This is a genomic window from Paenibacillus sp. MB22_1 (assembly GCF_047200555.1).
Classification (GTDB): domain Bacteria; phylum Bacillota; class Bacilli; order Paenibacillales; family Paenibacillaceae; genus Fontibacillus; species Fontibacillus phoenicis.
In genome coordinates, this window is the sequence record NZ_JBLADV010000001.1 from 1,968,730 (window position 1) to 1,989,011 (window position 20,282).

Genomic DNA, 20,282 nt, shown 5'->3' on the forward strand with positions numbered 1-20,282 from the left:
CCATTCTTTGTTTCAATCCTGTTGGTAGCAGCCTTGTGCAAACGGCATACCGTAAAAACGCCCGTCTCCCCAACACCGGGGGACGGGCCGCTCTCAGCCTTGTTCACGCGCTCTCCTTTGTTCCAGCTTCCGCTGTCGCTCCGCATGCTTCTCCCCGCGCTGCGGCGTGCGCCGCTGCGGAATGTTCGGGGCGATGTTATGAGAAGCCTCCGCCACCAGGCGCACCAACTCCGGGTCCAGCACCTGGATCGTGAGGTCGTAATACGTAAAAGCTTGAATACTCCCTTCTGTCAGCTGCCGGACGTACGCTTCCGTGTCCCGACGCAGCTTCCCCAGGTCGATGCCAAGCGTGTGTTCCGGATAGGGGGCCAACCGCTCTAAAGCGGATTGCAGCATCTTCCGTCCGCCGGACAAATTGCCGCGCCGCGCGTGGAATAATCCGACAGCAACCTGCAGCAGTCCCTTATACAGCGGACTATGCCCCTGCTCTAGCCACAATTCTTCGAGCACCTCATGGCACTCGAAGTAATCGCGGTCGCGGTTGAAATATACGAGATACGCCACAAACAGCGGCTCATAACTCATCCCCGGGCTCCTCCACTTTTTTGTGCAGCTTGATCAGATCCTTCAGTTCGACCTGCAGCTGCTTCAGCCCATCAAAATCCTTCGCTTCCCACAACCGGTTAAACCGGTCCTGGCTTTCGATGGCTTCTTTGACCAGATGGTAAAAATAAAGCTGATGAATCGACGCAAGCACGGAGGAAACCACGTTAGAATCGTCCTCAAAGCTCTTCTGCGCCTGCAAAATTTCCTGGCGAATGCTCGACATTTCATTATCCAGTACGAATGCAGCTTCGGCAGCCTTTTTGAGCCGGCCCCGCATTTCTTCAGGCAGACTTTCCCGATACTTGTAGTTCAAAGAATGCTCAATCGTCGCCCAAAAATTCATCGCCAGCGTACGAATCTGAATTTCGGCCAGCACTTGCTTTTGACCCAGCGCGGTTTGCACTGGATATTCCACGATCATATGGAAGCTGCGATAGCCGCTTTCCTTGTAGTTTGTAATGTAGTCCTTTTCGTAAAGAACCTTCAGGTCCTTACGCATACGAATATATTCCGCCACCCGGCGGATATCCTCAACGAACTGACACATAATGCGAATGCCTGCGATATCCTCGATTCCGGTCTCCAGATTGTCCATGGACACATTTAACCGCTTCGCCTTGTCCAAAATGCTGGAGATTTTCTTAACCCGTCCGGTTACGAATTCGATTGGCGCATACTCTTCGCGTTTCTTCAGCTCGGCGCGCATCGTCTTGAATTTAACCTTCAGTTCTTCTACCGCTTGTTCATATGGAAGCAAAAATGTTCCCCAATCTCTACTGTCCATCCTTATGCCTCCTGTCTTCTGTCCCCCGGCTTGAATCGATGCCGGCTTAGCTTATCGGAGATCCGCCCCAACCGCCTCGGAGATATGGCGATAGCCGTCCCGGCGCAGCAACTTCCGCAAGCCGCGATGCAGTTTGCGGTTGATTTCCGGGCCTTCGTAGATCAACGCAGTGTAGATTTCGACTAAGCTGGCGCCAGCCCGGATTTTGGCATAGGCATCTTCCGCTGTGAAAATCCCGCCCGATCCGATAATCGGCAATCGGCCTTCCGTTTGCCGATACACGCGCGAGATGATCTCTGTGGATCGCGCGTTCAGCGGTTTTCCGCTTAAGCCTCCAGTTTCCCGAGCGTTCTGGTGCGTGAGGCCGTCCCGCGACAACGTCGTATTGGTGGCGATTATGCCGGAAACGCCGCTATTGCGAATGGTGTCGACCATATATTCCAGCTCATCCAAGCTTACATCCGGCGCGATTTTAACCAGCACTGCTTTGGATTTGCCATGCCGCTTCGCTTCGGCCGCCATCCGATCCGTTACTGCAGTTAGCAGCGAAGCTAACTCATTGCCATGCTGCAATTTACGTAAGTCCGGCGTATTTGGTGAACTGATGTTCACAACGAAGAAATCGGCGTATTCATATAAATCCGAAATACATTTCTCGTAATCTCGATAGGCTTCTTCGTTGGGTGTGATTTTATTTTTGCCGATGTTGACGGCAATCGGAATCGGGCGGTGTTTCAGCGCTTTTAAACGCTGTGCCATCGCCTCCGTTCCGCGATTATTAAAGCCCATCCGGTTAATCAACGCTTCGTCCGAAGGCAAGCGAAACAACCTTGGACGATCATTGCCGGGCTGTCCCAGCGGCGTGACCGTACCCACTTCCATAAATCCGAATCCGATGGCGGAGAAACCAGGCACCGCGTCGGCATTTTTATCAAGACCGGCAGCTAACCCCACCGGGGAAGGAAAATGAATTCCAAATAAATCCGTCGCGAGCTCCGGAGCTTCCGGCACGCCGTACATTCCGCGCAAGAGCGGCAGCATTCCAGGAACGGCAGCAGCAGTATGTAATCCGTTGATAACGAGATGATGGGCATTCTCCGGATCCATCCGAAAAAATACCGGTTTTCCCAATGTGCGATACAACACGTTGTACAGTTCACTCCGATCTTACGCTTTGCATTTTTGCTAATATCAGTTTAGCTGTTTCCGCTGGAAAAGAAAAGTTTAACCTATATGCCACGTGAAAGAAACAACAAGGTGATGGAATTTTGCCGTGAAAGCCATTACAATAAGGGGGAAAGCACCTCTAATATCGCTTAAAACTAGGTTAGAGAGGGGAAATGATCATGTCTGCCAAGCGCATGCCGCCTACACTCCAGAAGAAAAAGGACGAAGTCAACAAGAAAGCGCTCATCTGGTCCATATCCATCGTTGCCGCGCTGGTCATCGTGACTACCGTCCTTTTAATTGTAACCTAAGCTAGTTCAGCCAATGGTAAGTGCGGTGGGGATTAGTCTGATCCTGTCTATCGCCCAGGGCGAAACGCTCCGCCGGGACGTTCTTCAGCTTCGGCAAAATCCCCTTCCCAATCCTCACCTTCGTTCCCTTCGGAACCAAATCAAACAGCTCCTCCACATCCTTCTTCCCCATCCGGACGCAACCTAACGACTCATCCTTTCCAATACTATCCGGCTCATTTGTTCCGTGAATCGCGTAGTTCGTATCGGATAGCTGCATGCCGCGGTTGCCAAATTCGCCGTTATCCTTCCCGTTCGGGTTGATCACTTTTTCAGAAATAACAAACGTACCCTCCGGTGTCTGCGAGCCGCCCAATCCAACGGGATAACTTCGAATCAAAACGTTCCCGCTGACCACTGCCAAAGTGTGCGTGTCCGTATCGACGATCATTTCATAAGGTTCGGCAAAAAAAGGCTGCTGCCCCGGTGCCATCCCCTTCGCGAGCACTTCTGGCGCATCCGCATTTCCGGTTGCGCCGTCAACGCCTTTGCGTTTTAACTGTACAAGCAACGGCTGAAACGCCTGCTCCATCGTCGAATCGGTTCCGGCAATCCAGTTGTCGGGATACGGCCCGGCCAGGTCTTGCAGGCTCGCAGGCCATGCCCCGTTCGCCTGCTTGTAGTGGATCATCGCCGAGGCAAGCACGCCCAGCGATTCCTGCTGCGGGATCCACTGCCGCGCGCGCTGTTGCAGCGCGGCTGAATCCGGCGGCGCGCATTCGCACGCGCGCGCATCATAGGCTTGGAGCGCCGTCCGCCCCTCGGCCGGACTCTGCTCCAAGCCATACGCGACTGGCAGGTCGTCCGACCAGACCAGCCAGTCGCCGGCCTGCTCCATGCCCAGCGCTGCGGCATGGAGCAGAGGGGTTGCGGTTTGCCGCTGCAGCGCGAGCAAACCGCTTACGGCTGCCGCCTGCGTCCCGGCAGGGTCGCCGGCGAAGCCGATGGCGGTGAACGCCGGCTCCGCGAAAGCCGGCGTTCCCGCAGGCGCCCCTCCGCCCGCCTCATCCCCGGCGGGCTTCAGCGGTTCCTCCGATGCCTCCTCGTGGTCGGCATCGTCACTGGTACCCGCATCGACGGCGTGCACGGGCACCGCCGCCTGCCGATCCCCCGGCGCATGGGCGGAAGGAATCCACACCAGCAGCGCAATCAACAGCGCAAGACTGAGCTTGCGCAGGAAGCGGCTTCGTTTCTCCTTCCGGTGTGACTCCTGCAACAGCCCTTCCTTATAGCCGGCCAGCACTTCCTCCGGTAGCGGAATTTTGCTGGATTCAAACGCCTCGTACACGTTGCCCGCCTGAATATAACAATAGTGGGCTTTCCCCGCTTGCCCGTTCGCTTCATATTCTTTGCCCAGCAGGTACCAGGCCATTTTATTGTTCGGGTGGTTTTCCACGTATTTTTTAAGGTAAGCCGAGTTCCCCATCAGTTCCTCCAGATTAGAGAGTAGTTGAGAAATCCCCTTTCATTACTTATATCGGCAAAAAAATCCGCGTTCCTAACCCAATTCTCGCCAATCCCGCAATTTTGCGACTTAGTACCTACCAGCAGGTCGGTATCAAGGTAAAAACGCCGCCGTTCCTCAGTCGTATCACTGCACAGCTCTTTGCATGATTATCCCTTTCGTTCAGAACTCATCAGGACCCAACGGGATAATCCCTCAAAGAGCCGCACAAAGCGACCTGAGCCAGCGGGATAATCGTGCAAAGGGGGGCAGCAGAGGTAGTAGACCCCAGCCCCCGATCGCGATCACCGCATCATCTAATAAGAAAAACGTCTATCGACGTACATTCAAAGTAGACAGACCGCGTTTAGCGGAAGTTTTTCTTGCGATATCAGGATGCCAATCCCCGTAGTTTATACTTTCTGGCGTGTAATATAATCAAAATATAAAGAGGAAATCCCCAGCGACTATCGAAGAAAGAAGCACCTGACAGGGAAGCTTCAATCTTACCTACCAACCACAGGAGGTTAAAGTCGCATGGGGAAATCCTCGCACATTCAAGGCCGTAAGGGAACTAAGTTCAGTCAACAGCTAAGGGGCGTTAACCTGGAGCAAGTCCTCATCGTTGCAATCGATGCGGCCAAGCTCCACCAAAAAGCCTTAATATGCAATTATTTCGGCGACATCATTGAAAAACCCTTCTTTTTCTCAGCGAATAATTCTGGTATGGAGCTGCTTTGCAAGAAGATTAATCAAGCGGTTACAGCCACAGAGGCTGTTCGCTTGTTCCTGGGTATTGAGGCAACAGGCCATTACTATGAAGACATCGTCCGCGAGATGGCGAAACGAGGGTACCACGTTCAGATCTTGAATCCGTATACCACCTTCGAGGAACGCGCCGGCGCACTGAATTGGTGCAAAACAGATGATCTTGATCTTGTGGCCATCGCCCATGCCATCAAAAGCAACAAAGCCACTGAAAACCAGCTTTTGAATGGCGTGCAGCGTCAGCTCCATGTCTTGACTCGAGCACGGCGCTCAGAGACACGGAAGCGTGCTTCCTTGCGTACAGAGATTCGAGCACTTATGGACCTCATCTGGCGCGAGTACCAAGGATATGCAGATTATTCAGCCGGTAGAGCTCGAAAAATCAAAGTATTCAGTGACTTCTGGGGGAAAGCCTCGCTCTTCTTCATGGAGCATTATCCACACCCCGCTGCTGTCCTGAAACTAGGGGAGACCGGGCTACGGAAGCTCTCGATTCAGCATAATCTCAAATTGCGAAACACCACCATCCAGAAGCTCTTGCACGTCGCTGAACAAGCGTTATCGAGAAACTTACAGGAACTTCGGCCTGAGCTTATGTTACTGAAAATGAAGCTACGTGACTTACGAACATTTGATGCCAAAATTAATGTTTTGGAACAAGAGATCGAGAACCTTCTCCTTCAGACAGACGGACGACTGCTTCTTACCGTCCCGGGCTTAGGAGTGACTACCGCGGCTGAGCTTTATGCTGAAATCGGCGATGTATCTCAGTACTCGAACGCAAACCAGTTAATTAAGAAAGCTGGCACAAACCCCATTGTTAAGCAAACAGGTGGCGGCAAAGGCTCCTACCGCAAGATTTCCAAACAGGGAAACGATCACCTTCGTTATGCGGTATATCTAGCAGGTAAGAGTCTCTGCATGCATAATAAGGACCTTAAGCCTTTCTATGATCGTCTGAAGGAAAAAGGAAAACATGAACGAGCCATCTTTGTTGCAATGGGTAATAAGATGCTCAAAGTCGCTTTCGCCATGCTGCGAGACCGTTTACCGTTTCAATCGCAGTGCTCTGATTATCACATCCTTGATGAGGTCAATAAGAAGTTGAACTTCAATTGCGTTATGCCGACACTAGCGACGGCCTAACTAAGCAAGATCTTGGAACCGGTCTTTCTGGGACTGAGGGAAGATCGGATCACTTTCTTGGAGACCTTGGATCTCGTATGTCAGCTTTATCCACCTCGCCCTGTGAATGCGAATTGTACGTTAGCGTATACTCTGCACTCAGCCAGATTGCATCGCAGGATTGAAAAAACGAGGCTATTTCCTTTCAAGTCCGAGAAAGGCCGGTTTCAAGCATCGCTTCTCTGTCAGTTGCTAACTTTTTTGAAAATCTGGGGGGTTAGGTGTGTTTGGGTTACCCAGAAACCTAAAAATTCTACTTGACATAGTACGCTGATATCTTAAAAAAAGAGCACCCCCGCCAAAATCGGCGCAGGGTGCTCCTTATCCCAGTTATTCCAAAGGCTTAGCCTTCTTTATTAAATGGCTCATCTGCAACTTTGATGGAATCCGTTGGGCAGCCGTCGCAAGCGTCTTGGAGATCGTCGTACAGATCTTCCGGAATCTCCGTGATCCCGCGGTTGCCGTCATTGCCGTAAATTACTTCGGCCAAACCCTCATCGTCATAATCGTAGATATCCGGTGCTGTTGCGCCGCAAGCGCCGCAAGCGATACATGTGTCCTTCTCAACCCAAGTATATTTCGCCATCTCTTATCTGCCTCCTGAATAAACGGTACGAGTCCGGTGCTTTTTATAACACCATGATCAATATAATATAAATAGTTTACAATTTCAATTCATTTTCCGTATTATTCCAATCCCGATAGGTGATAATTCCTTCAACGAGCAGGGTCGTCCTCTTCGTCCCGGTTCTGGCGAAGGAAGTCAGTTTGCAACGAAGTTCCGCGAATGCGATGATTGCGAATTAATGCCGAGGGATCATCGGTCAACATTCCTGCCGTCAGCACAGCATCTTCTCCGAACTTATCTCTTAGCATGTCCATTGTTCGCGTTAATGACTCTTTTTTGGGCTGCCGCTCATAATCAAACAGATCCAGTTGCAACGCCGATTCCTCCCTGGGAACCAAATTTTGCAAAGTGATTCCTAGGAGTCGAACCGGCTTATCTTCGCTCCAATGGCGGCGGTACAACTCACAGGCTTCCCGGTAAATCACTTCCGCTTGTTCGGTGACGGTATCCAAACTTTGCGAGCGGGTGATCGTCTTCATGTCCGGGGTGCGGATCGTAATCTGGATCGTCTGGGCCATCAGATTTTGCCGCCGCAGCCGACGCGCAACTTGATCGGCGATGTTCAACAGCACGCGTTGCACGTCCTCCATCCGGCTGATATCCCGCGGAAGGGTGGTCGTATGGCCAATTGATTTATTCCGCTCGCGCTCATCGCTCACCGGCGAATCGTCCCTGCCGTTCGCCGCCTGCTTCATCCAAGCACCGGCCACCCCAAACCGCTCGATCAGCTTGCGTTCGTCGGCAGCCGCCAACTGCCCGATCGTATAGATTCGCATCGACTTCAGCTTCTCGGCCGTCTTCCGGCCGATGCCAAACAAGTCGCTGCACGGTTTGTCCCACAGCAGCTTCGGCACGTCCCGGATGCGCAGCACGGTGATGCCGTTTGGTTTTTTCATATCTGAGGCCATCTTGGCTAGCAGCTTGTTCGGCGCAATCCCAATCGAACAGGGAAGGCCTAGTTCTTCACGGATCCGCTGTTGGATTTGATTGGCAATTTCAAGCGGGGTCCCAAATTGTTTGGAGCCGGTAATATCGAGATAACATTCATCGATGGAAACCGCTTGAAGGAGCGGCGTGTATTCGTACGCAATGTCCATAAACGCCCGGGAATATTTGCGGTATAGATGGAAATCCGGCTGGATGACGATTAGCTCGGGACATTTCTTCAACCCTTGGCTCACGGTCATTCCGGTCGACACTCCCATTCTACGCGCGGTATACGAGCAGGTGACGATTACTCCTTTGCGCAGCTCCACGCTCCCCGCTACCGCGGTAGGTCGGTTTCGATATTTGTCCGGCTCCTCCGCCTCATGAACCGAACAATAAAAGGCGTTCATATCGACATGCAAAATGACTCTACCCCGCGCCGGGTAAAAATCAGCGGTATCTCTCATTTCCTACCCCTCGTTTATCATACGTTACTCCTAAGTTCAGCATACCTGTCCCCGGAAAGTCGGTCAATATCGCTAAGGGGCAAGAAGTTTATACTTTCTGTTCTCTCAAAAAAGCATGTTACATTTAACATGTTGATGTTATAATTATTAATTAAAAACTAAACATTCGGGGAGAGCTAACCACCCTCATCCATTGCTAAAGGGGGATACTTCGATCATGTCAAAGCCAATATCCATCTTCGACACAACCTTGCGAGACGGTACCCAAGGCGAGGGCATCAGCCTGTCGGCGGACGATAAGCTGAAGATCGCCAAAAAGCTGGATTACCTTGGGGTCCATTATATTGAAGGTGGAATTCCGGGCAGTAACGGGAAGGACATCGAATTTTTTAAGCGGGTCAAGGAGCTGAAGCTGCAGGCCAAGATTACCGCTTTTGGCAGTACACGCCGAAAAGACAGCCTAGCCGAACATGATGCTAACCTTAATCGGATGATCGAAGCCGGTGTTCCAGCTGCGACGCTGGTTGGAAAATCGTGGGATTTCCATGTGCATACCGCGCTGCAAACCACGCTAGAGGAAAACCTCGCCATGATCTCCGATTCGATCGCTTATCTGAAGCGGCAGGGGCTGGAGGTCATTTTTGACGCGGAACATTTTTTTGACGGGTATAAAAACAATCCGGAATACGCCCTCTCCGTCTTACGCAAAGCGGAGGAGGCTGGTGCCGACTGGCTGGTCATGTGTGACACGAACGGCGGAACGATGCCGCATGAGGTGTATGATATCGTCAGCGCATTGTGCGAAGTGATTCCCGGCTCGAAGCTGGGCATCCATACCCACAACGACTGTGAGCTGGCCGTCGCCAACTCGCTTAGCGCCGTCCGGGCCGGCGTAACCCAAATCCAAGGGACGATGAACGGGTACGGGGAGCGTTGCGGCAATGCCAACCTTTGCTCGATTATTCCAAATCTGCAGCTGAAGCTGGGCTACGAAGTGCTCGAGCCCGACCGGTTAAAGCAGCTGACCAATACCGCCCGTTACATCAGCGAGATCGCTAACGTGCACATGCCGGTCAACCAGCCGTATGTCGGGAACGCCGCGTTCGCCCACAAAGGAGGCATTCACGTCTCCGCCATCCTCCGCGATTCGCGGACATATGAGCACATCGCTCCCGAATTGGTCGGTAACCGCCAGCGCGTGCTTGTCTCCGAGTTGGCCGGGCAAAGTAACATCCTGTCCAAGGCGCAGGAGATGGGAATCGAATTCAATCCGGAGAACGAGAACACCAAACAAGTGATCGCCAAGATTAAGGAACTGGAGCATCAAGGGTATCAATTCGAAGGTGCGGACGCCTCGCTCGAATTGCTGCTGCGTCAGGCCAATGGCGATATGAAGGAACTGTTCGTCTTTGAATCGTTTAAGATGCTCGTTGAGAAAACCGCTGACCGTCCTGTCGTTTCCGAAGCCTTCGTCAAGCTGAAGATTGACGGAGTCAGTGTCTACACCGCTGCCGAAGGCAACGGCCCGGTTAACGCTCTCGACAATGCGCTTCGCAAAGCCTTGATCACTTATTACCCGGGCTTGAAGGATATGCATCTGTCGGACTACAAGGTGCGCGTTCTTGACGACAAAGATGCCACCGCTTCGAAGGTACGTGTACTGATCGAATCCCAGGATTATCACAACTCCTGGAATACCGTTGGCGTGTCCAGCAACGTCATTGAAGCGAGCTGGGAAGCGCTCGTTGACTCGATCCGTTACGCGCTGCTGGGGCAGACAAAACGGGAGGACTATGAAGAGATTCCTTCCGCCGGATGGGGACTCGTCAACCATTAAGCATCACCTCTTAAGCGAAAAGCCCAAATCTCCGTTACTGACGGCGATTCGGGCTTTTTACTTGTTAAATCAGGCTTTTAATCTTGGCTTCCAACTCTTCCGGCGAAATGACTCCGACGATGACATCTCGAATCACGCCTTGTTCGTCAATCAGCACGTTGGTCGGAAAGGCAATACCATTATACTTCCGGTAAAGCTCCTCTTTTTCATCCAAGAGAACCGGGAAGGTGTAGCCATATTTTTTGACGAAGGCCTTGGCCTCATCCAGGTTATCGTATAATGTAACGTTCACGGCATAGATGTCCAGTGAATCCTTGTATTTCTCAGATAACGCCTTCAGCTCAGGCGCTTCCTCCTTACACGGATCGCACCAGGACGCCCAGAAGTTCAGAAGCAGTACTTTATCCCGCTTGCCCCCAACCTCATACGTCTTGCCATCCAAACCGGTTAACTCGAACGTTGGCGCAGTCGTTCCTGGCTTCGGTGCCCCTTCGGCTGCCATGGCGCCAAGCGAAGGTTCGTTATTGTCTCCCTTAGAGCCGCTGAGGAAGCTGCCAAACCAGCCCTCCTGTCCCCCACGGTCCAGCAGAGCGATAACCAGCAACACTAGCAACCCGGCAAGTATCCATCGATTCCGTTTCATCTTTTGCCCGTCCTTTTATGACCTCATCTGGTTTTGAAGATTATGTTTACCGTAATTATTGTACCCTTTTTTAACGATTTGTTACAATGGATCGAGAAAAAGGTGAACTCTAACCTATCACGACGGGAGCATGCAAAATGAATCAATCCTGGATATTGCCGCCGCATATTCGTGACGAAATGCTGCAGGATGGGCAAGATCGTTACCCGGAGGAAGCCTGCGGGCTGCTGTTTGGATCGCTGGACGGCCGCATCGGCACCATTGAACGTTATCTTCCTGTGGCGAACCATTCGAAGATTCCGTTGCACGCTTTTGAACTCGACCCCGCCATCTGGGTTCGCAGTTGCTTTGATCCGCGATTGATTGGCGTCTACCACACCCACCCCACTTCACCGCCGCAGCCATCGTCAGAGGATTTGCGTCAGCTTCCGAATTTTGCCGATCGCCTTCAATTGTACCTAATTGGTGGTCGGATGAATCCATCAAACGATAAGCCGCCCGGCGAACCGGACGGCTTCATGCTACACGCGTATGGGATAAGTGCTTATTCAGGAGGTTATCGTCTGCTGCCCATCAAGTTACGTGAAAACTAGGACAGCAAAGGCTTACGTTCGGCTTAAGAAGGTGTACAGATCTCCCAAAGTAATCACGTTTTGTTCTTTCAACCGTTGGATTAACGCGGTCCACAGCTGAGCTGTCATCTTGGAGTCTTCCAATGCGTGGTGTCGCTTCGTTACTGGAATCTCGTACACGGCCAGCCATTCGTCCAGGCTGCCAGAGATACGCCGGTCCGGTTCCAGCTTACGGGCGATCATCATCGTGTCCAGCACCCGATGCCCGAGATGAGCTTTGCTTGTTTTCCATAACGCCACGTCCAGAAAAGCTTTGTCATGCGCACTGCCGTGGGCAACAAGCACCCGGTCATCCACAAATGCCATAAATTCGCGCAACGCCTCCAGCAAGGATGGAGCCGACTGGGCCATCTCCTGCGTAATTCCGGTTAGTTCTATAATCCGCTCAGGAATTTGGCAAGCGGGTTTGGCAAGCGAGTAATACACCTCATCGGTGATCCGCTCCCCTTCCACTTTCACGGCTCCAAAGGACAAGATTTCATCACCATAATGGTAATGAAATCCTGTTGTCTCCAAATCGAAGACGGCCGTTTTTAATTCAGCCAGCGGAACGTGAAGCGTCTCCGGACGGCGCTGTCCTTTGGTTAATGAACGAACGAAAGCGATCTGCTGTGCGCTGGGAGCACCAAGCATCGAGGCGATCCTTGGCGACACTCCGCCGCCCTTAAAAGCATCCCAAAAACCACCATTTCCCTTCATCGGTTCTTTCATAACCATTTCCTTTCCGCATACCGGTGCTGCCTTTGGAGTGTGCGGTACATGACCTTGACCGTACTGAGCGATTCCCGCAGCTCGCGCCGGAGCTCTTTCTGTTTTAGCATGTCTTGGGGCAAGTAGTGAGAACCCGTGAGCAAGCCGTCTTCGATAACCGGCGATACAAGCGATCTCAACTTGACCGCCGTGTTAAACGCGCGACTGCACGATTCCAGCCACCGCGTCGGAACAGCCTCAAGCTGAAGCAGTTGAGCGATCCGTTCCCAGGTGTTCGAGGCTTCGATCCCGTATTGCAAAGCCAAATAACGCACGGCGTTCACGATCGGGATGTACAGCCCGTATTTCACGTCAAATTCCCCGGCATGTTCACCGCTTTGCTCTGTGATCACTTGCCCCAACACATTTAGTGCCGCTTTGTGACGGACGGTATTACGCAGAATTGCCGCCACCACATCGCGTTCTCCGCCTTGATCCGCCTCCATAATCCGCTTCATGGTCTTGCGCAAGCCAGCGGTTAGCTCCGCATTCCCGCAGATATGGCGCAAATCGGCGGCAATCATCAAGTAGCGAACCTGTTCCCAAGCCAGAATGTCCCGCCATTCCAGCAGTTGCTTCTCCCACGAAGCGAAGTTGCCGCGCCATAACGGATTGGACACCATGACCCTGCCCGGGCATGGGGGATAACCAACCTGCTCGAGAATCTCTGACAGCTTCTGACCAAAGATCTCAAAGTAGACTTCCAGCTGATCCGCATCACCATCCCCGTAGATCAAACCGTTATCCTGGTCGCTCCATAACGTGGGTTCCGCCCGACCGGCGCTTCCAAACGCAATAAAGGCATAATGCGAAGGAGGAGGGCCGAAGCCCTCCTGGATCATTTCTTCTTCACAGCATCGGCAAGCTTGGGTCATGACGGCATCATGCAGGTCCGAGACCTCACGGTTCCAATCCTGAATCGGCATCGTTGTCAGTTTGCGATACAAGCGATTCTGCTCATCGATTCTGGCCGCTCTTAGCGAACCGGGAGTTGCGGCGGACCGAATCGCGTCTAAATTTGCGTTGTTCATGGCCGTCTCATGACTCATAAGCCCAACTTCCTTTCTCTTCCGGACGCCTCACGCCAGGATCTCTGTCTTCAATTATTCCGCAGGAATACCAGACGAAGTTGTTTTGTTCAGTATGCTCATTTGCTCCGGATACCCGTAAGTACCATGTTCGCTGATATCCAGACCCATCGTTTCTTCTTCTTCTGTAACGCGAAGCCCCATCGTCCATTTCATAATTCCGAGAATCAGGAACGACAGCACCAGTACGAAAGCGAAAGTCCCGATAACACCCAACACTTGAACCCCTAATTGCCCAAAACCGCCGCCGTAGAACAAGCCTGCTTTACCTACACCTGTAGTTTCAGCCAGCTCCGGCGTTGCGAAGAGACCAGTGGAAACCGCACCCCATACCCCGGCGATCCCGTGTACGGAGAAGGCATAAATCGGATCATCCACACCAGCACGTTCAAACCATCTAGCGGTAAAGAAGGTCAAGATCCCAGCAACCGCACCGATGATAACGGAAGCCCAAGCATCAACGAAAGCACAAGAACCAGTAATCGCTACGAGAGCCGCCAGCACGCCGTTCAGCATGCTTGGAATATCCGACTTGCCCAGAACTGCCCAGGAGATCAGCAATGCAGCAACTGCACCAGCTGCAGCAGCCAGGTTCGTTGTCATCAACACATAACCGAAGAATCCATCACCCAAAGGAGTTAATGCACTACCTGGGTTGAAACCAAACCAGCCAATCCACAGAATGATAACGCCGAGTACCGTCAACACTTGGTTATGACCTGGAATGTTGTTCGGTTTACCGTCTTTATTGTATTTACCAAGACGCGGTTTCAGCAGAATCGTTGCTGCAAGCGCCGCTGTAGCACCCGTTAAGTGAACTACCGTCGAACCAGCGTAGTCTTGCATCCCCAAGTTACCAAGCCAGCCGCCGCCCCATACCCAGTGAGCGACAATTGGATAAATCAATACGATAAAGATTGTTCCGAAGATAATGTAGACACTGAGTTTCGCACGTTCTGCCATCCCGCCGCAGGCGATCGCCAGCGATACTGCCGCAAACGCCATTTGGAACAGGAACATCAGATTTAATGGTACGCCGATTTCAGCAAATACGCTGAACGAACCGATATCCCCTTCTCCTCCAAAAAAGAACCCGGTTGTACCTAGGAAGCTGTTGCCGTCGCCAAAAGCGAAGCCAAAACCAATCAGCCACCAAGCAAGAATAGCAATCCCCAAGGTGAGGACGGTTTTACCTGCAACGTGTCCGGCGTTCTTCATCCGAACTGTACCCGCTTCAAGAAGAGCAAAGCCTGCTTGCATGAAGAATACGAGCATGGCTGCGACGAATACGAAAAGCGAGTTCAGGCCCAGCTCCAGAACCGGAGCGGTAACCTCTCCCTCCGCTGCGAACGCCGAGACCGGAAACGCAAACGATGCAAGAAAAATGAGTACCCCGTAAAGCCACTTCTTCTTCATTTTGAACACTCCCCCAATGTTAAGTTTCCTAACACAAAATGAATTGTTAATGTGATTATAAGAGAAAGATTCAGGGATGACAATACTTTTTTCAAAAAAAATCGCCAAATTGCATGTATTATTACATTGTATGTAAGGTATTTCGATAACACGCCTTATAGTTACTGACAAAAATAAAGTATGACGTTTGACTGTATGCTTGTTGTTAAGTATTATGGGGATAAATAGAATAAATATAGAACTCAATCCTTTGGAATTGTCGGGAGAGGTGATGAACTTGGAGTAAAGAAACTGTACCGGATCGGAGAGTTAGCGAAGGCAGCTGATGTGAGTGAGCGTACGATCGATTATTATACGAAGCTCGGGCTGATCTCCCCGGAGAAGCGAACCCAGACAAATTATCGTTTATACAGTGCTGAAACCTTGATCAGGCTGGAACGTATTAATCAATTGAAACAGGAGAAATATACGTTGGAAGAGATCCGTGAGAAGCTGGACCAGTGGCACCGAGTTTCTCCGGAAGAACAAGTGACGGAGAAGCTAAGCTCATTAGAGCTCCATATGCAGCAGCTGGAACGCGAAGTCAAAGAGCTGGAGCCGCTCATTTCCAGCTTACAGCCGAACCAGGCCAAACGCGCTTTCGCCAATTTGCTTCCGCAAAGCTTGGCCTGCATGGAAGCGATTCGGCTTCTGCTGAATCACGGACCCTTTTCCTAACTTTTACTCCTGAAACAACCTCAGTTACTTCTTTGATAACTAAATCATATGGAGGAATGATTCATGTATTCAGACGTGATGCTGATCCCCATTCTGCTCGCATTTGGGTTGTCCCTGTGGGCGCAGTTTCGGGTCAAAGGCACATTTAACAAATGGGCGAAGGTCCAGAACCTCTATGGCTTAACCGGCCATGATGCCGCAAGACGTATGCTGGATGCGAACGGTCTCTATGATGTCCCGATCGAGCCTGTGCACGGCGCCCTGACGGACCACTACGACCCGATTCACCGCGTGGTCCGCTTGTCAGAGCCGGTGTATTATGAGAGCTCCATCTCTGCGGTAGCCGTCGCTTGCCACGAGGTAGGACACGCAATCCAGCACAAGCAGAAGTACCCGATGCTGGTGCTGCGTCATCGGATGTTCCCGGTGGTGAACTTCGCCTCGGGGGTTGCTCCTTTCTTGCTTCTGGCTGGTTTCCTGTTCGGCGCGCTGAACCTGATCGGTCTGGGGATTATCTTCTTCTCCGCGGCCGTTTTGTTCCAGATCGTGACGCTGCCGGTCGAGTTTAACGCCAGCAACCGGGCCCGCAAGATCATGCTTCAACAAGGCTTTATTTCGCCTAATGAAGCACGCGGAGTTGGCAAAGTATTAAACGCCGCGGCTTTGACTTATGTAGCTGCCGCTTTGATCTCCATTTTGGAGCTGCTGCGTTACATCCTGATTTTCACAAGCAACCGCGAATAACAAGTAAACCAAACAAAGAGGCTGCACGGTACTGAGCCCATGGGCTCGAGATCGTGCAGCCTTTTTTTTCGTCCCCACATCTCGGAGAACGTTCCATGATGATTCAATTACTGCTGCTGGTTTGGCGGCGTATCCACCTGAAGCCCAAAGTATTCCAGCAGGAACATTCGGAACGATTGGGCTACCAGCGGCAGTTTCTCGTCGACCCGATGAATCAGCCCAATGGTGCGGGTGACCTTAGGTTCCGAAATCCGCACACGGATCGGCTGAAGCGTAAAGCTCTGAAACAGCGCCATTTCCGGTAGCAGACTTACGCCCATCCCAGCCGCAACCAGCCCCCGGATCGTATCGGTCTCTTCGCCCTCGAAGGCGATTTTTGGCGTAAACCCTGCCTCCAGGCAGGCATGCCAAACGATTGGCCGCAAGGAATAGCCTTTGCTGAACAAAATAAACTTCTCGTCCTTAAGCTGGCTGAGCTTGATGCTTTGCTCACCAGCCAAAGGATGCCCCGGCGGAAGGATGGCCACCAAATCCTCGGTTAATACCACATTGCCGGTGACTTGATCATGATTTTCCGGAAACGGAGAAATAAAGGCTAAATCCACTTCCCCTGAAACCACATCCCGAATTAACGTAGGATAAGTGCCTTGCCTAAAACGAAACTTCACATTGGGATACAGCTTGCGGAATTCTGCCACCACGCTGGGAATCATATGAATACCTAGGCTATTGGGGAAGCCTAAGCGAATTTCCCCTTGCTCCGGATCGAGAAATTCGTGCACCTCGCTCACGGCCCGGTCGAGATCCTTCAGAATCATCTCCACCCGGCTGCAGAATAGCTGCCCCACAGCGGTAAGGTGGAGATTCCTGCCCTTCTGCATAAACAAATTAACGCCAAGCTCCTGCTCGAGCTGGTGAATTTGCCGGCTTACCGCCGATTGGGCGACGTGCAGTTCCTCGGCAGCCTGAGTCACGTGCTCTTTCCTCGCCACTTTTACAAAATACTGCAGTTGTCTCAATTCCACGAATCTGATCGCTCCATTTCGCATGTGCTACGAACATCGAACATCTTCTGATGACATAATACTCTAAATTTAATGTACCATTTACAATCCATTGGTTCAACGCCGTTTTAACAAGCGGACAATGAGTCCATAGATAAAAAAGCCGCCGACAAGCCCGCCAAAATGAGCGGCCAGGTTGATCTTGGGAACCAATACCGAATAGATCACCCCGATAATGAGAAGGCTGTACAGCGTTTTTCGCGAGCTTTCATCCATCAGGTGACGCTGCAGCAAGGCAATGTAGAGAAACGCGCCATACACACCATAGACAGCGCCTGAGGCCCCAACCGAGATATGAGGGACCGAGCTAAACTGGTACACACCCATACTGATGAGGTTTCCGACCAGTCCGCTGCCCAAATAGACCAAGGCATATCGCCACCAGCCGAGCAGACGCTCCAGCGGCGGCGCAAATACCAGGATCGCAAACGAGTTGGAAAACAGGTGATCAAACCCGTTGTGAAGAAACATCGCCGTAAACAACCGCCAGCTTTGTCCGGCAAAGGGCTCGATGTCGCTCATTGCCCCGAACCTTAGCAGGGTGAGCCCGTTCCTCGATCCCCCATTCAGCGTAAGCACGATAAACATCACGATGTTGGCCGCCAGGAGCAAGCAGGTAACGGGATAATATCGCAGGTAACTTCGCCAGTTTTCGTATCGTATGAAAATCATCGGATCCTCCTTACCGTTGTTTTTCCTAATGTTGGACATTTTCTTTTCAAAACGATTATAATTAAATTTGATTGAATAAATCCATCTGACTAGGAGGAAATAAACATGGCCCAAGAACGCGCAAATGTAGCTACATTTAAAGGCAATCCGATCACGCTGATCGGACCGGAACTTAAAGTTGGCGATACGGCTCCGGATTTCCGCTTGAATAAAAACCTGCTGGAAGAAGCCACACTCCAGGACTTCGCCGGCAAAATCAAACTGATCAGCGTGGTTCCTTCGCTGGATACAGGCGTCTGCGACGCGCAAACGCGCCGGTTTAACCAAGAAGCTGCCGGCCTTGGCGATGACGTCGTTGTGCTGACGGTCAGTGCCGACCTGCCTTTTGCCCAAGCCCGCTGGTGCGGCGCCGCTGGCGTGGATCGCGTCATCACGTTGTCGGATTACAAAGACAACTCCTTTGGCAAAGCCTACGGCGTGCTCATCAAAGAGTTCGCGCTCGACATGCGTGCCGTGTTTGTCGTCGATAAAGACAACAAGATCCAATACGTCGAAGTATTGAAGGAAATGACCGAGCATCCGGATTATGAAAAACCGGTGGCTGCCGTTAAAGCGCTGCTTTCTTAATCGAAGGCCCTTCGGCACAAACGAAAAGCGAGTAGGAGAGGAATCTCCCTGCTCGCTTTTTTTTGTCGTAGTCAAGCGGATTTACTGGTTCGAGGACACTTTATAAGCCGCCAGCTTCTTATCCAGCACAGAGAAAAGTTGAAGAATGTTACGGTAATTTGCGCCGAGATCCCCCATCGATCCACGTGTCGCCGAGTAAATATCAATCGCGCTCCGTACCGGCCCGGTGCCCACGATCGATACGGTAATGTCCATCACGCGTCCGAGGCTGGTCCGTTTCTCCAGCGTAATCTCGCCGACGGACGGCACTTCATGCAGCACCTTATAGCCCGGAATTTTCTTTAAGGTTGAGGAAACTTCCTCCCAGCATTTCTCTTTGGATAATTGATAATATCTTGTTTTGAGTTCGGGCATCTTCGCACGGTCGCTGGTCCCTTCTTGGCTGCGGAAAATGCCGATTAACGTTCGCTTGAATGACAACTGTTCTTCCTCCTTCACGATCCTGCCCCATGTGACTTGGGTATGCGTTTTTCTTAATTTCTAGTTTAACATTCTTGGCAGACAAACAAAAGCGAGGCTGAACATTTTGGCACAAACAAAAAAGCACCTTGTCCCTTTTCTCAAGCGAAAAGAGTACAAGGTACCATTCTCATGCTTCATCATAGACCCGCCTATGCCGTCCGATTACATTATCTCGAACCTGCACCCGCAGGTGGGTGACCGCAACGACGCTTTTGAAGTCCCCTCATCCGATGGATAGGGCCTTTCAGCGGCGGCGCAATGTAGGTCTCCCGAGATAACTGTCATTGGTTCAAAATAACGGAAACCGAAACGCACATCGCAGGACGTACACCTATTATACGGCTTCATTAAGCAAATGTAAACTCATCTAACAAGGAAGATGATGGCAATTTAAGCCATTTTTCAATCCTTCTCTTTTTCCTCACTCGAAGGAAGTTCAAGCGCCAGGTCCTCGTCGTCTTGCTGGGTGCTACCATTATTCGAAGCGTCTTCGTTTTGGCGCATCCGCTCCACCTTCTCCTGGATCTTGTTATAAGCGATGTAGAAGTTATAAAACGCCACGAAGGCAGTTAAGCTGCCGAACCCGAAGAAGATCAACCAGCCGAAGCGTAAAGTCAGAAAACCAAGCACACCCGCGCAGATCAGCGTGGACAAGGTCCGAAACGGCCGAAGAATCGTAAACAGGATCGCATTCTTGATCAACTGAAGCGCACCCAGATGGTAATGCGCCACCAGCGAGAAGAAGTTAAACAACGACAGGGATAAGATCAACAGGAAGAACAGCATCACCATGCCAATCATCTGCAGGTTGTTCATCTGGTTCATGTAGACTTCATAGTCCACATACATAATCGCGAACAGGATCGTATAGAAAATACCGCCGACCATGCTTTGCTTGTAGTTCTCTTTGTACCCTTTGAAGTAGACTTTGATAATACTCAAGTCGCTTTCCCCCATCACCCATTTCCGAGTCACGGAAAATAAAGCGGCGGTTGCTGGAAACAGTGTAAACGGTGCCAAAACACCCATAACCCAAATCGTCAGCGTCTCCGGCTGAGGCGTCGGTGATTGCAACACCAAGAGCAGCTTCATCGCAAGGACGATCATAAATGGCGATGAGCACAGCAGCCACAGCAGGTTACTGCCGGCAATCCGCATAATCCATTCGGTAATTTTATAAAATCCGCCCATTAAACCTTTGTATTCCAAGTAAAGTTCCCCTCTCAAGCGTTGTATAGTGGATC

General features: G+C 51.4%; 21 protein-coding genes and 1 other RNA gene. 7 read left to right on the top strand and 15 right to left on the bottom strand.

Features of this window, described 5'->3' with window-relative positions; translation table 11 throughout:
- Positions 1–93 precede the first annotated feature (93 nt).
- The 3 genes from ACL02P_RS09205 to ACL02P_RS09215 are packed head-to-tail and all read right to left on the bottom strand — an operon-like array spanning position 94 to position 2,536.
- Positions 94–585 (bottom strand): DUF309 domain-containing protein, encoded by a 492-nt coding sequence (locus tag ACL02P_RS09205; RefSeq protein WP_009222806.1) that lies wholly within the window; start codon positions 583–585, stop codon positions 94–96.
- Positions 575–1,390 (bottom strand): GTP pyrophosphokinase family protein, encoded by an 816-nt coding sequence (locus ACL02P_RS09210; protein ID WP_009222805.1) that lies wholly within the window; start codon positions 1,388–1,390, stop codon positions 575–577. Before ACL02P_RS09210 ends, ACL02P_RS09205 begins: the two co-directional genes overlap by 11 nt.
- Before the next feature lie 51 nt (positions 1,391–1,441).
- Positions 1,442–2,536 carry a quinone-dependent dihydroorotate dehydrogenase gene (locus ACL02P_RS09215; protein WP_412837159.1) on the bottom strand — a complete coding sequence of 365 codons (1,095 nt, stop codon included), beginning with the start codon at positions 2,534–2,536 and terminating at the stop codon, positions 1,442–1,444.
- A 200-nt stretch (positions 2,537–2,736) separates the two neighbouring features.
- On the opposite strand from ACL02P_RS09215, the gene ACL02P_RS09220 reads away from it, so the two are divergent.
- Entirely contained in the window at positions 2,737–2,868 is a 132-nt protein-coding gene (locus ACL02P_RS09220) for a hypothetical protein (protein ID WP_016312727.1), read from the top strand.
- Position 2,869: 1 nt separating this feature from the next.
- Here ACL02P_RS09220 and ACL02P_RS09225 read toward each other — a convergent pair whose 3' ends face one another.
- Positions 2,870–4,333 carry a L,D-transpeptidase family protein gene (locus tag ACL02P_RS09225; RefSeq protein ID WP_412837160.1) on the bottom strand — a complete coding sequence of 488 codons (1,464 nt, stop codon included), beginning with the start codon at positions 4,331–4,333 and terminating at the stop codon, positions 2,870–2,872.
- A gap of 555 nt (positions 4,334–4,888) precedes the next feature.
- Here ACL02P_RS09225 and ACL02P_RS09230 point away from each other — a divergent pair.
- A complete protein-coding gene (locus tag ACL02P_RS09230; RefSeq protein WP_009227146.1) occupies positions 4,889–6,265 on the top strand; it encodes an IS110 family transposase in 1,377 nt (458 codons plus the stop codon).
- A 382-nt stretch (positions 6,266–6,647) separates the two neighbouring features.
- On the opposite strand, the gene ACL02P_RS09235 is transcribed toward ACL02P_RS09230, so the two are convergent.
- Together ACL02P_RS09235 and ACL02P_RS09240 are read right to left on the bottom strand one after the other, a co-directional pair.
- A complete protein-coding gene (locus tag ACL02P_RS09235) occupies positions 6,648–6,890 on the bottom strand; it encodes a ferredoxin (RefSeq protein ID WP_009222802.1) in 243 nt (80 codons plus the stop codon).
- 131 nt (positions 6,891–7,021) lie between these two features.
- The gene (locus ACL02P_RS09240) at positions 7,022–8,326 is read right to left on the bottom strand and encodes a DNA polymerase IV (RefSeq protein ID WP_016312729.1); all 1,305 of its coding nucleotides are present in this window, start codon (positions 8,324–8,326) and stop codon (positions 7,022–7,024) included.
- A 217-nt stretch (positions 8,327–8,543) separates the two neighbouring features.
- On the opposite strand from ACL02P_RS09240, the gene cimA reads away from it, so the two are divergent.
- Positions 8,544–10,163: a citramalate synthase gene (cimA, locus tag ACL02P_RS09245; protein WP_412837161.1), complete on the top strand. Its 1,620-nt coding sequence runs from the start codon at positions 8,544–8,546 to the stop codon at positions 10,161–10,163.
- Positions 10,164–10,227: 64 nt separating this feature from the next.
- Here cimA and ACL02P_RS09250 read toward each other — a convergent pair whose 3' ends face one another.
- Positions 10,228–10,806, bottom strand: coding sequence for a TlpA family protein disulfide reductase (locus tag ACL02P_RS09250; RefSeq protein WP_028538731.1), 579 nt, complete (start codon positions 10,804–10,806; stop codon positions 10,228–10,230).
- 137 nt (positions 10,807–10,943) lie between these two features.
- Here ACL02P_RS09250 and ACL02P_RS09255 point away from each other — a divergent pair, with 137 nt between their 5' ends.
- The gene (locus ACL02P_RS09255) at positions 10,944–11,399 is read left to right on the top strand and encodes a M67 family metallopeptidase (protein ID WP_009222798.1); all 456 of its coding nucleotides are present in this window, start codon (positions 10,944–10,946) and stop codon (positions 11,397–11,399) included.
- A 12-nt stretch (positions 11,400–11,411) separates the two neighbouring features.
- Here the strand turns inward: ACL02P_RS09255 and ACL02P_RS09260 are convergent, their stop codons facing one another.
- From ACL02P_RS09260 to ACL02P_RS09270, 3 genes are read right to left on the bottom strand one after another with little or no spacing between them, the layout of a single operon-like run.
- On the bottom strand, positions 11,412–12,149 hold the full coding sequence (locus ACL02P_RS09260) for an exonuclease domain-containing protein (RefSeq protein WP_412837162.1): 738 nt from the start codon (positions 12,147–12,149) through the stop codon (positions 11,412–11,414).
- A complete protein-coding gene (locus ACL02P_RS09265; RefSeq protein ID WP_412837163.1) occupies positions 12,146–13,237 on the bottom strand; it encodes a DUF294 nucleotidyltransferase-like domain-containing protein in 1,092 nt (363 codons plus the stop codon). The genes ACL02P_RS09260 and ACL02P_RS09265 overlap by 4 nt, the downstream gene beginning before the upstream one ends.
- Positions 13,238–13,291: 54 nt before the next feature.
- Positions 13,292–14,692 (bottom strand): ammonium transporter, encoded by a 1,401-nt coding sequence (locus ACL02P_RS09270; RefSeq protein WP_009222795.1) that lies wholly within the window; start codon positions 14,690–14,692, stop codon positions 13,292–13,294.
- A 291-nt stretch (positions 14,693–14,983) separates the two neighbouring features.
- Here ACL02P_RS09270 and ACL02P_RS09275 point away from each other — a divergent pair, with 291 nt between their 5' ends.
- A complete protein-coding gene (locus ACL02P_RS09275; protein ID WP_198136143.1) occupies positions 14,984–15,409 on the top strand; it encodes a MerR family transcriptional regulator in 426 nt (141 codons plus the stop codon).
- A gap of 63 nt (positions 15,410–15,472) precedes the next feature.
- Complete coding sequence (locus ACL02P_RS09280) at positions 15,473–16,153, top strand: zinc metallopeptidase (RefSeq protein ID WP_009222793.1); 681 nt, start codon at positions 15,473–15,475, stop codon at positions 16,151–16,153.
- A gap of 107 nt (positions 16,154–16,260) precedes the next feature.
- Here ACL02P_RS09280 and ACL02P_RS09285 read toward each other — a convergent pair whose 3' ends face one another.
- On the bottom strand, positions 16,261–17,178 hold the full coding sequence (locus ACL02P_RS09285; protein WP_009222792.1) for a LysR family transcriptional regulator: 918 nt from the start codon (positions 17,176–17,178) through the stop codon (positions 16,261–16,263).
- Positions 17,179–17,274: 96 nt separating this feature from the next.
- Complete coding sequence (locus ACL02P_RS09290; protein WP_260070048.1) at positions 17,275–17,889, bottom strand: rhomboid family intramembrane serine protease; 615 nt, start codon at positions 17,887–17,889, stop codon at positions 17,275–17,277.
- 105 nt (positions 17,890–17,994) lie between these two features.
- Between ACL02P_RS09290 and tpx the strand changes: the two genes are divergently transcribed.
- On the top strand, positions 17,995–18,516 hold the full coding sequence (tpx, locus tag ACL02P_RS09295) for a thiol peroxidase (protein WP_009222790.1): 522 nt from the start codon (positions 17,995–17,997) through the stop codon (positions 18,514–18,516).
- Positions 18,517–18,597: 81 nt separating this feature from the next.
- Here the strand turns inward: tpx and ACL02P_RS09300 are convergent, their stop codons facing one another.
- The 3 genes from ACL02P_RS09300 to ACL02P_RS09310 all read right to left on the bottom strand — a co-directional run bounded on the left by ACL02P_RS09300 (position 18,598) and on the right by ACL02P_RS09310 (position 20,247).
- A complete protein-coding gene (locus ACL02P_RS09300; RefSeq protein ID WP_016312740.1) occupies positions 18,598–18,996 on the bottom strand; it encodes a DUF1499 domain-containing protein in 399 nt (132 codons plus the stop codon).
- Positions 18,997–19,176: 180 nt separating this feature from the next.
- Positions 19,177–19,366: non-coding RNA, 6S RNA (gene ssrS, locus ACL02P_RS09305), on the bottom strand.
- 74 nt (positions 19,367–19,440) lie between these two features.
- A complete protein-coding gene (locus ACL02P_RS09310) occupies positions 19,441–20,247 on the bottom strand; it encodes a YesL family protein (RefSeq protein ID WP_009222788.1) in 807 nt (268 codons plus the stop codon).
- Positions 20,248–20,282: the final 35 nt, after the last annotated feature.

Excerpts from the sequence above, each read along its gene's own strand:
- ACL02P_RS09270 (WP_009222795.1), bottom strand. The coding sequence starts at position 14,692 with ATGAAGAAGAAGTGGCTTTACGGGGTACTCATTTTTCTTGCATCGTTT.
- ACL02P_RS09280 (WP_009222793.1), top strand. The coding sequence starts at position 15,473 with ATGTATTCAGACGTGATGCTGATCCCCATTCTGCTCGCATTTGGGTTG.
- tpx (WP_009222790.1), top strand. The coding sequence starts at position 17,995 with ATGGCCCAAGAACGCGCAAATGTAGCTACATTTAAAGGCAATCCGATC.
- ACL02P_RS09235 (WP_009222802.1), bottom strand. The coding sequence starts at position 6,890 with ATGGCGAAATATACTTGGGTTGAGAAGGACACATGTATCGCTTGCGGC.
- ACL02P_RS09230 (WP_009227146.1), top strand. The coding sequence starts at position 4,889 with ATGGGGAAATCCTCGCACATTCAAGGCCGTAAGGGAACTAAGTTCAGT.
- ACL02P_RS09265 (WP_412837163.1), bottom strand. The coding sequence starts at position 13,237 with ATGAGTCATGAGACGGCCATGAACAACGCAAATTTAGACGCGATTCGG.
- ACL02P_RS09260 (WP_412837162.1), bottom strand. The coding sequence starts at position 12,149 with ATGAAAGAACCGATGAAGGGAAATGGTGGTTTTTGGGATGCTTTTAAG.
- ACL02P_RS09210 (WP_009222805.1), bottom strand. The coding sequence starts at position 1,390 with ATGGACAGTAGAGATTGGGGAACATTTTTGCTTCCATATGAACAAGCG.
- ACL02P_RS09290 (WP_260070048.1), bottom strand. The coding sequence starts at position 17,889 with ATGATTTTCATACGATACGAAAACTGGCGAAGTTACCTGCGATATTAT.
- ACL02P_RS09240 (WP_016312729.1), bottom strand. The coding sequence starts at position 8,326 with ATGAGAGATACCGCTGATTTTTACCCGGCGCGGGGTAGAGTCATTTTG.
- ACL02P_RS09255 (WP_009222798.1), top strand. The coding sequence starts at position 10,944 with ATGAATCAATCCTGGATATTGCCGCCGCATATTCGTGACGAAATGCTG.
- ACL02P_RS09225 (WP_412837160.1), bottom strand. The coding sequence starts at position 4,333 with ATGGGGAACTCGGCTTACCTTAAAAAATACGTGGAAAACCACCCGAAC.
- ACL02P_RS09220 (WP_016312727.1), top strand. The coding sequence starts at position 2,737 with ATGTCTGCCAAGCGCATGCCGCCTACACTCCAGAAGAAAAAGGACGAA.
- ACL02P_RS09205 (WP_009222806.1), bottom strand. The coding sequence starts at position 585 with ATGAGTTATGAGCCGCTGTTTGTGGCGTATCTCGTATATTTCAACCGC.
- cimA (WP_412837161.1), top strand. The coding sequence starts at position 8,544 with ATGTCAAAGCCAATATCCATCTTCGACACAACCTTGCGAGACGGTACC.
- ACL02P_RS09250 (WP_028538731.1), bottom strand. The coding sequence starts at position 10,806 with ATGAAACGGAATCGATGGATACTTGCCGGGTTGCTAGTGTTGCTGGTT.